The 9,552-nt window shown below is 61.1% G+C and carries 6 protein-coding genes; 3 read left to right on the top strand and 3 right to left on the bottom strand.

All coding sequences use genetic code 11. The annotated features are described in order from the left end of the window. Positions 1 to 43: 43 nt before the first annotated feature. The gene (locus AQ996_RS06860; protein ID WP_055252183.1) at positions 44 to 2,572 is read right to left on the bottom strand and encodes a phosphoketolase family protein; all 2,529 of its coding nucleotides are present in this window, start codon (positions 2,570 to 2,572) and stop codon (positions 44 to 46) included. Positions 2,573 to 2,776: 204 nt separating this feature from the next. Further along, positions 2,777 to 3,805 carry a LacI family DNA-binding transcriptional regulator gene (locus tag AQ996_RS06855; protein ID WP_055252182.1) on the bottom strand — a complete coding sequence of 343 codons (1,029 nt, stop codon included), beginning with the start codon at positions 3,803 to 3,805 and terminating at the stop codon, positions 2,777 to 2,779. A 183-nt stretch (positions 3,806 to 3,988) separates the two neighbouring features. Between AQ996_RS06855 and murB the strand changes: the two genes are divergently transcribed. After that, positions 3,989 to 4,951 carry a UDP-N-acetylmuramate dehydrogenase gene (murB, locus tag AQ996_RS06850; protein ID WP_055252181.1) on the top strand — a complete coding sequence of 321 codons (963 nt, stop codon included), beginning with the start codon at positions 3,989 to 3,991 and terminating at the stop codon, positions 4,949 to 4,951. Positions 4,952 to 5,179: 228 nt separating this feature from the next. On the opposite strand, the gene AQ996_RS06845 is transcribed toward murB, so the two are convergent. Further along, entirely contained in the window at positions 5,180 to 6,385 is a 1,206-nt protein-coding gene (locus AQ996_RS06845; RefSeq protein ID WP_055252180.1) for a coiled-coil domain-containing protein, read from the bottom strand. A gap of 266 nt (positions 6,386 to 6,651) precedes the next feature. Here AQ996_RS06845 and galE point away from each other — a divergent pair, with 266 nt between their 5' ends. Then, positions 6,652 to 7,713 (top strand): UDP-glucose 4-epimerase GalE, encoded by a 1,062-nt coding sequence (gene galE / locus AQ996_RS06840; protein ID WP_055252179.1) that lies wholly within the window; start codon positions 6,652 to 6,654, stop codon positions 7,711 to 7,713. A gap of 209 nt (positions 7,714 to 7,922) precedes the next feature. Beyond that, positions 7,923 to 9,440 (top strand): 4-alpha-glucanotransferase, encoded by a 1,518-nt coding sequence (gene malQ, locus AQ996_RS06835; protein ID WP_253274622.1) that lies wholly within the window; start codon positions 7,923 to 7,925, stop codon positions 9,438 to 9,440. The last annotated feature ends 112 nt before the right edge of the window (positions 9,441 to 9,552 follow it).

Below are 9,552 nucleotides of genomic sequence, written 5' to 3'. Positions count from 1 at the left end.
AGGGCCGCCTCCGGGCGGCCCCAGCGCGAGACCGTCCCGGATGCTATTCGTTGTCGCCGGCAGTTAGCTGCGTTGCGGAGAGCGCGCCGTCGGCTGCGGTTGCGGCAGCGGCGTCGGGCCAGACCCAGTCGGTAAAGGCCGGGTGATCGAAGCCCTCGTCGCACGCGAACTCAAAGGCCTCGGTGCGGAAGGCCTCCCACTCATCAATCTGCTCGGCAAACTTAACGGCGTCGACCATGCGCAGCACGTCGGCGGCCAGGGCCCAACGATCCATGTTGTTCAGGCGCAGCATGTCGAACGGCGTGGTCGTGGAGCCCTTCTCCTCGTAGCCGTGGACGCGGAACGCGTCGTGTCCGGGGCGGTTCCAGATCAGGCGGCGAATCGTGCCGGCATAGGCGTGGAACGCGAAGAGCACGGGCTTCTCGCCGCAGCCAAACAGCTCAGCCCAGCGCTCGTCGCTGATGGCTTGGTCGTTCTCGCAGACGTTCTGAATCTTGAGCAGATCGACCACGTTGACGAACCATACCTTGATGCCCAGCTCGCGCAGCATATCGGTTGCAGCCAGAGCCTCGAGCGTCGGCACGTCGCCACACGTGGCGACCACGACGTCGGCCTCGCCGAGCGAGTCGGCGGTCGATGCCCACTCCCAATTTGCGACGCCCTCGGCGAGCTCGGCCTTTGCCTCGTCGACCGTCTGGAAGGTCGGGGCGGGCTGCTTGCCGCAGAAGATGGCGTTGACGCAGTCGGTGGACTGGTAGACGCGCTCGGCCACGGCGAGAGCCATGTTAGCGTCGGCCGGATAGTAAGCGTTCACGATATGCGTGTCGTTGGCCTTGTTGAGCAGCAGGTCGATAAAGCCGGGATCCTGGTGCGAGAAGCCGTTGTGGTCCTGACGCCAAACATGGCTCGACAGCAAAATGTTGAGGCCGCTGATGGGGGCACGCCACGGAATCTCGCGCTTGGTAGCCTCGAGCCACTTGCAGTGCTGGTTGACCATGGAGTCGACCACATGGACAAAGCTCTCGTAGGAGCTCCACACGCCGGAGCGGCCGGTGAGCACATAGGCCTCGAGGAAGCCCTCGCACTGGTGCTCGGACAGCTGCTCGACAACCTTGCCGGAGCCAGCGAGCAGCTCGTCGTTGGCCTCGTCCTCGTAGAAGCCGGCATCCCACTGCTTCTTGGTCACCCTATAAGCGGCCTGCAGGCGGTTGGACGCGGTCTCGTCTGGACCGAAGATGCGGAAGTCGTCCATGTTCTTGGCCAGAACGTCGGCAGTGTACTCACCAAAGACGCGGGCAGCCTCGGTGGAGCCCCAACCATGGCCCTTCTCGGCGACGGGAATCTCGTGGGCGTGGATATCGGGCAGCTCGAGCTCGCGACGCACCTTGCCGCCGTTCGCGTTGGGGTTGGCGCCAATACGCAGCTCGCCGGTCGGCATAAAGGCCGTTACCTCGGGGCGCACCTGGCCCTCGGGCGTAAAGAGCTCCTCGGGCTTGTAGGAGCGCAGCCACTCGCGCAGCACGCGGAAGTGCTCGTGAGTGTCCTTGGCGCTTGCCAGCGGCACCTGATGGGCGCGCCAGGAGTCCTCGGTCTTCTTGCCGTCGATCTGCTTGGGGCAGGTCCAGCCCTTGGGCGTACGGAACACAATCATGGGGTAGGCCGGGCGGACCACGGTCTCGCCCGCGGCAGCCTGGGCCTGCGCGGTGGCCTTGATGTCACAAATCTCGTCAAAGACCTGCTCAAACAGGGCGGCAAAGCGCTCATGGATGCTTGCGTGGCTCTCGTCGTCAAAGCCGGCGATAAAGAAGTGCGGCTTATAGCCCATACCCTCAAAGAACTTGGTGAGCTCTTCGTCGGACACGCGGGCGAGGATGGTGGGGTTGGCGATCTTGTAGCCGTTGAGGTGCAGGATCGGCAGGACGATACCGTCGGTTGCCGGGTTCACGAGCTTGTTGGACTGCCAAGAAGTCGCGAGCGGGCCGGTCTCGGACTCGCCGTCGCCCACCACGGCCACGGCCAGCAGGCTCGGGTTGTCCATGACGGCACCGTAAGCGTGGCTGAGCGTGTAGCCGAGCTCGCCGCCCTCGTGGATGGAGCCGGGCGTCTCGGGCGCAAAGTGGCTCGGGATGCCGCCGGGATAGGAGAACTGGCGGAAGAACTTCTGCAGGCCGGCCTCGTCATTGGTGATGTCGGGGCGGATCTCGCGGTAAGTACCGTCGAGCAGCGACTGGGCGGTGCCGGCGGGGCCACCGTGACCCGGGCCCATCAAGAAAATGGCGTTCTGGTTGTGATCGGCAATAAGGCGGTTGACGTGGCCGAACAGGAAGTTGATGCCAGGCGTGGTGCCCCAGTGACCAACCAGGCGATGCTTGACGTCCGGACGACCGAAGTCGCGCGCCTCGCCAGTCTTATCGTCGACAAAGTCAGCGCGCATCAGCGGGTTGGAGCGAAGGTAGATCTGACCGACGGACAGGTAGTTCGAAGCGCGCCAATACAGATCGACACCCTCGAGCTCGGAAGCCGGCACCTCGTGCCCCAGCTTTTGCCACGGCGTCCCCAGTGTTTTAGCCATTGTTTATGTCCCTTCGCTGCGCGGTCACCCTCCGATACGGCAACCATTCGTTGGGACTAGTATATTTGCTAAAACGTTTTATCATGGTGAAAAAACGTTTTACCATCTCTATCAAACACGCCAATTGGCAAAACGCAACATTCACCTGCGGCATTGCCTGTCACAGATGCTCCACATTCGATCTTCTCGAATTGATAAACATGTTTAGTTGTATTTAGTAAGTTCTAGAACGCTGCCCTTCACAATGAGAGCAGGCTCCAGAACCACTTCTTCGGCACGCCTGCCGCCCTTGCCGGCAAGACGTTTGGACATGCAACCAAAGGCATGCTCGGCAAGCACGCCCGGATCCTGCTCGATCGCGGTCAGCGCCGGCTCAAAGAGAACGTCGGCAGCCGAGTTGTCATAGCTCACCACCGAGATATCGCCCGGGATGCTCTTCCCCATCTCGTGCAAGCGCTTGAGCAAACCGAGGGCGATGTTGTCCGAACTTGCGAACACGGCGGTGGCATCGGTTGCGAGCACCGCCTCCGAGGCCTCGTAGGCACTCGGAATGTAGTACTCGCTCTCGAACTCCAAGCGCGCGTCGATGGGCAGGCCAACCTCGCGCAGCGCGCGTTCATAGCCGGCAAGTCGCTTGCGGCCCGTATTGGAGCGGCGCGCGTTAACCAGGCAGGCGATGCGACGGTGGCCCTGCTCAATCAGATATCGGGTAGCCATGTAGCCACCCATCTCGTGGTCAAACATCACCTTGTCGCACTCGAGCCCCTCAATGGCACGGTCGACCATTACAGCCGGGATGGGCAGGTGGCTGACTTCTTCGCGCAGGGCGCGGTCGTCGGAGAACTCGTCACCTACCACCAGGAAGACGCCATCAACGCCGCGCGTCACCAGCTGGCGCAGCAGCTCCAGATCGTCATCGGCGCTTCCGCCCGAGCTGGTAATAAAAAGCGCGTAGCCGTCCTCGCGGCAGCGCTTTTCCAAGCTGCCGGCGAGCGAGGCGAAAAAGCGGCTCTCGATGTTGGGGACGATAAGGCCCAGGGTGCGCGACTCGCGCATGACCAGGCTGCGCGCGATCTGGTTGGGAACATAGTGGTTGCGCGCCGCAACCTCCTTGATGAGTTTGCGGTTTTCTTCCGAGATGCGACAGGGCCGATTATTGAGAACAAGCGAGACCGACGAAGGGGAAAGCCCCACCTCTTGGGCAATCTGCTTGAGGGTGACTTTGTTGGCCATCTCGCTCCTTCCGGGTTTACGCGCAATCTCTTGAAAGTATAGCGACTGCCCCTCTACCTCGATGATAAACACTTTATCAATCCGGTGGACGGCAGTTTTATCGCCGCCAGCGCACCAAATACATCCGGGTGGGGTATATTGCAATCGATTGATGAGAACGACCACCAAAAGGCGGATATTCGTATGCACGAGAACGACTTTTTTAACGAGGACCTGCTGTGCGCGCTCGCTGGCGTTGCCGGCGAGGACAACGTGTTGATGAGCGAGCCCATGCGCGAGCACACCACGTTTAAGATCGGTGGCCCGGCCGATGTCTTTGTCACGCCCGATACCGAGCAGGGCCTCGTCGCCACGCTTGACACCTGCTATCGCTGTGATCTGCCGCTCACCATCGTGGGCAACGGCTCGGACCTGCTCGTCGGAGACAAGGGCATCCGCGGCGTCGTCGTGGCGCTGGGCGAGGGCCTCTCCGACATTACGGTCGACGGCACGCACGTCACGGCGGCAGCCGGCGCCCTGCTTTCCGATGTCGCCGCGGCAGCAGCCGAGGCCGGCCTCACCGGCATGGAGCCCATCTCGGGCATCCCCGGATCGGTCGGCGGCGCCTGCTACATGAACGCCGGTGCCTATGGTGCCTGCATGGCCGATGTGCTGGAGTCTGTGCGTGTCTACAAGCCCGCCCGCATGTTCGACGACGGCACCCGCGGCAGCGGCAACATCATCGAGTTCGATGTCGATGAGCTCAACCTGGGCTATCGCAAGAGCCGCATTGCCGACGACGGCTTCATCGTTCTTTCGGCCACCTTCAATCTCGCCCCGGGCAACGCCGCGATGATCAAGGCCGACATGGACGACTACCGCCAGCGCCGCGAGGACAAGCAGCCGCTCGACATGCCGAGCGCCGGCTCCACCTTCAAGCGCCCCGAGGGCTACTTTGCCGGCAAGCTCATCATGGACGCCGGTCTGCGCGGCCATGCCGTCGGCGGTGCGCAGGTAAGCGAGAAGCACTGCGGTTTCATCGTCAACGCCGACCACGCCACCGCCGCCGATGTCGACGAACTCATCCGCCACATCCAAACAACCGTCAAAGACCAATTCGGAGTAGACCTAGAACCCGAAGTCCACCGAGTAGGCGAATTCCTCTAACAAAGAAGGCCCCGAAAGGGGCCTTCGCCATATTTATTCAGATAAACCAGTCCGGTATGTGACGTATTGGACCCGAGAGGTCCATAGCTGCCCGAAAGACATTAGGTTGATCGCAAGTTCCGCACGAGCCGGAGAGCACTTAATGTGCTCTCCGTGCGAGCAGGACTGTCCAAGCAGGCAACCTAATGCCTTTCGGGCAGCCACGGACCAACTTACTTCAAACCGCAGTTACGACAGCACCACGCCGCCAAGCCAGCCCCAACGCACGCCAGAGCCAGTGCCATAGAAGCTAATAAACGAGTCAAGCGACTTAGACGTAATGGCACCCTCGTTGCTCATTACGATGCCGCCGCCAACGTAGATACCCACATGACCGTAGATAAGACCCGGAGCACCCGTGCCGCTGTGCGAGGAGTCGGCCACGATCATGCCCACCTGCAGCGCCGAGCGGTCGGAGCTATAGCACCAGGCGTTAAACATATCGCACGCGTTACCGCCAAAGTAGCCAACGCCGGCGTTGCGGAAGACGTTGGTAACCCACGCTGCGCACCAGTTCTGACCCGGGGAAGGCGTGGAGTAGCACGCGTTGACGACGGCCTGCTGCTTGCCCGATCCGGCATTCTGCTGCGGAGTTCCGGGAGCATACGATCCGCCACCCGAGCTCGAACCGCCCGAGTAGGAATTGTTCTTGTTCGCGGCGGCGGCAGCGGCGGCGGCCTTCCTGGCAGCCTCCTCGGCCTGGGCGGCAGCGAGGATCTCGGAATCGCGCTGAGCCATGAGCTCCTTGACGTCGTCGGAAAGACCGTTCAGCACGGTCTGGACTTCTTGCTGCTTGGCCTGCATATCCTGCATCTGAGCCGTCTGCTGGTCCTTGAGCTTCTCCAAGTCGGCCTTTTGTGCTTCGAGCTCGGTCTTCTGTGCGTCGAGCTCAGCCTGAATCGTCTGGATATCCTCGATGGCATCGCGGTCGCTCTTGTTAATCTTCTCAACGTAATGCGCGTTGGCGACGAGTTCCTCAAACGAGCCTGAGGCCAGCAGCAGCGACAGGATGTTCGTGCCGCCGGACTTGTAGCTGGCGGCAACGCGATCGGAAAGATCGCCGCGTTTCTTTTTGAGCTCGGCCTTCTTCTCGTCAATCTGCGCCTGCGTGTCGTCGATCTGGCCCTGTACGCCCTCGATATCGTTGAGGGTCTGGGCATTCTTGCTGGCCAGCGCCGCGTATTCATTTGCGATGCTGTCGAGCTGGGCCTGAACCTCGTCGAGCTGGGCCTGGGCGGCATTCAGTTTATCGGTGGTTTCTTTGGAAGCCTCCGCCGCATGGGCGCGAGTGGGCAAGCCAAAAAGAACTGCCGCAGAAGCGGCGCCGAACAGGGCCTTGAGGACAGTGCGGCGCGAGAGCTCCTGGGAAAGGATGGGATCGCTGTTTGGTGACATATGTACTCCGTTACATGCTTATTTATATGTCGCTCAACTCATACATATTAGCGTACATATGGCGCGTCCCAACGATTTCCACGAACGGCAGGAAACTGCAAGGTCGACGGCTCGTAAGCAAATGCCAAAGATCAGGTTATGCGTACGCAAGCTCTTGTATGAGTACGTTAACATAATCCTCTGCTTTTCCTGCCGCGTACGTTTTTGGAACAACTGTCTGCGCTATACTCCCCTGAAGAAGTGTTCCTGATTCGATAGGAGACTACATGTCCAAAGCACTCGACCCCAAAGACACCTGCGTCCTCGTTACCGGTGGCGCCGGCTTTATCGGCTCGCACACCGTCGTTCAGCTGCTCGAAGGTGGCTACCAGGTCGTCATCGTCGATGATCTCTCCAACTCCAGCGCCGTCGCCGTCGACCGCGTCAAGACCATCGTGGGCGACGAGGCCGCCAAGAACCTCACCTTCTACGAGGCCAACGTGCTCGACCGCGATGCGATGAACAAGATCTTCGATACCCATCAGATCGACCGCGTCATCCACTTTGCCGGCTTTAAGGCCGTCGGCGAGTCGGTGAGCAAGCCCGTCGAATACTACCACAACAACATCGAGAACACCCTGGTGCTCATCGACATCATGCGCAACCATGGCTGCAAGTCCATCATCTTCTCGAGCTCCTCGACCGTCTATGGCGACCCGGACAACCCGCCCGTCACCGAGGAGGATCCTAAGAAGCCCGCGACCAACCCCTATGGTTGGACTAAGTGGATGATCGAGCAGATCCTTATGGACGTCCACACCGCCGACCCCGAGTGGGACGTCGTGCTGCTCCGTTACTTCAACCCCATCGGCGCTCATCCGTCGGGCCTGATCGGCGAGGACCCCAAGGGCATCCCCAACAACCTGGTGCCCTATGTCGCCCAGGTCGCCGTGGGCAAGCTCGAGGCCGTTCAGGTCTTTGGCAACGACTACCCCACCCCCGACGGCACCGGCGTGCGCGACTACATCCACGTGTGCGATCTGGCCTCTGGCCACGTTGCCGCCCTTAACTGGATGAACGGCAAGACCGGCGTCGAGATCTTTAACCTGGGCACCGGCACCGGCACCTCGGTACTCGAGGTCGTCGCCGCCTTCTCCAAGGCTTGTGGCAAGGAGCTGCCCTACGTGATCCGCGAGCGCCGCGCCGGCGACATCGCCGCCAACTGGTGCGATGCCTCCAAGGCCGAGCGCATGATGGGCTGGAAGGCCCAGTACGACATCGCGGACATGTGCCGCGATAGCTGGAACTGGCAGAGCCACAACCCCAACGGCTTCGCCGACGCCGAGTAGCAAAAACCTACATACCGCTCTTGCCCCGATTTCACGTTGTGAGGTCGGGGCTTTTTTCATGGCATGTAGCCATTCGCCGAAAATCGACCAACTTTTTTATCTTGCCTATACATGTTTAAACAACATGTTTTACAATAGACGTATCGAATCAGAACACCGGAGGCGGACTGCACACTCATTGGCAGGCCGGCCCCACAACAAGAAGGTTGGTGAGCGCATTCATGGAGCGTGCAAGCGGCGTCCTCATGCCCGTCTCATCTCTGCCCGGACCATACGGAATCGGCGGCTTTGGCTGGAATGCCTACGACTTCGTCGATTTTCTCTCCTCGTGCAAACAACATTACTGGCAGATTCTGCCCCTTACGACGACCAGCTATGGCGATTCGCCCTATCAGTCGTTCTCGGCCCGCGCGGGCAACCCCAACTTCATCGACTTTGCCGAGCTTATCGAGGCAGGGTATCTTGAGCAGCGCGATATCGATGGCGTGTATCTGGGATCCGACCCCAGCAATGTCGACTACGGTGCTATCTTTGGCGGCCGCCGTCAGATTCTCGACCGCGCCGCCGAGCGCTTTGCCGCCGATAAGCCGGCCGATTTCGATGACTTTATCCAGGCCAACGAGGACTGGCTCATCCCCTACTGTGAGTTCATGACCGTCAAAGAGGAGTGCGGTCTCAAGGCGTTTTGGGAGTGGCCCGCGGAGCTCCGCACCCGCGGCGAGTCTTCCGCCAAGGTCTGCGCCGACCATCCGGCGCGCATGCTCTACCACCAGATGACGCAGTACTTCTTCGATCGCCAGTGGAGCCGCCTCAAGGCCTATGCCAACGAGCGCGACATTCTCATCATCGGCGACCTGCCCATCTATGTCTCGCGCGACTCCGTCGAGATGTGGGCGACACCTGAGCTCTTTAAGATCGACGCCGCCGGCAATCCCGTGAGCGTCGCCGGCACGCCGCCCGACCAGTTCTCGACCACCGGCCAGTACTGGGGCAACCCCATCTACGACTGGGACGCCATGGAGTCCGACGGCTTCTCCTGGTGGGAGGGCCGCATTCGCGCTGCCCTCGACATGTACGACGTCATCCGCCTGGATCACTTCCGCGGCTTCGAGGCCTATTGGGAGGTGCCGTTCTCCTCGCCCGATTCGTCCTACGGTTCGTGGACGCAGGGTCCCGGCCTCAAGCTCTTCAAAGCGCTCGAGGAAAAGCTCGGCACGCTGCCCATCATCGCCGAGGACTTGGGCTTCCTCACTCCCGGTGTCATCGACATGCGCGACAACTCGGGCTTCCCTGGCATGAAGATCCTGCAGTTTGCCTTTGAGGGCACCAACTCGTACTACCTGCCGCACAACTACATTGCCAACACCGTCGCCTACGTGGGCACCCACGACAACGAAACGGCGCGTGGTTGGTTTGAGGGAACGGCCACCCCGCGTCAGCGCGAGCAGGCAGCCCTGTACGCCCATCAGCAGGCCGGCGAACCCATGGCAGATGCACTCAATCGCACCATCGCCGCCAGCGTAAGCGACACGTGCATCTACACCATGCAGGACCTGCTCAACTTGGGCAATGAGGCGCGCATCAACACCCCTGCCACGCTGGGCGGCAACTGGACCTGGCGCATGCTCGACGGCGCCATCACCCGCGAGCTTGAGCACAAACTCACCGACTGGACCGAAACCTACTTCCGCATCCCGTCGGAAGCTGAAATCGAGCTTCCTCAATAGGAGCTACCGCGCCCGACCCCTCCCCACCGTGCGGACGCGCTTGCTTTTCCCGCGCGAGGCCACCCCAATCCCCTCGCACGGGCTTCTTATGAATTGCAGACATGAAACAACC

The organism is Collinsella aerofaciens (genome assembly GCF_001404695.1).
Classification (GTDB): domain Bacteria; phylum Actinomycetota; class Coriobacteriia; order Coriobacteriales; family Coriobacteriaceae; genus Collinsella; species Collinsella aerofaciens_E.
Note: the sequence above shows the minus strand (reverse complement) of the source record. Positions and strands in the feature narration are given on the sequence as shown.

Excerpts from the sequence above, each read along its gene's own strand:
- murB (WP_055252181.1), top strand. The coding sequence starts at position 3,989 with ATGCACGAGAACGACTTTTTTAACGAGGACCTGCTGTGCGCGCTCGCT.
- AQ996_RS06855 (WP_055252182.1), bottom strand. The coding sequence starts at position 3,805 with ATGGCCAACAAAGTCACCCTCAAGCAGATTGCCCAAGAGGTGGGGCTT.
- AQ996_RS06845 (WP_055252180.1), bottom strand. The coding sequence starts at position 6,385 with ATGTCACCAAACAGCGATCCCATCCTTTCCCAGGAGCTCTCGCGCCGC.
- AQ996_RS06860 (WP_055252183.1), bottom strand. The coding sequence starts at position 2,572 with ATGGCTAAAACACTGGGGACGCCGTGGCAAAAGCTGGGGCACGAGGTG.
- galE (WP_055252179.1), top strand. The coding sequence starts at position 6,652 with ATGTCCAAAGCACTCGACCCCAAAGACACCTGCGTCCTCGTTACCGGT.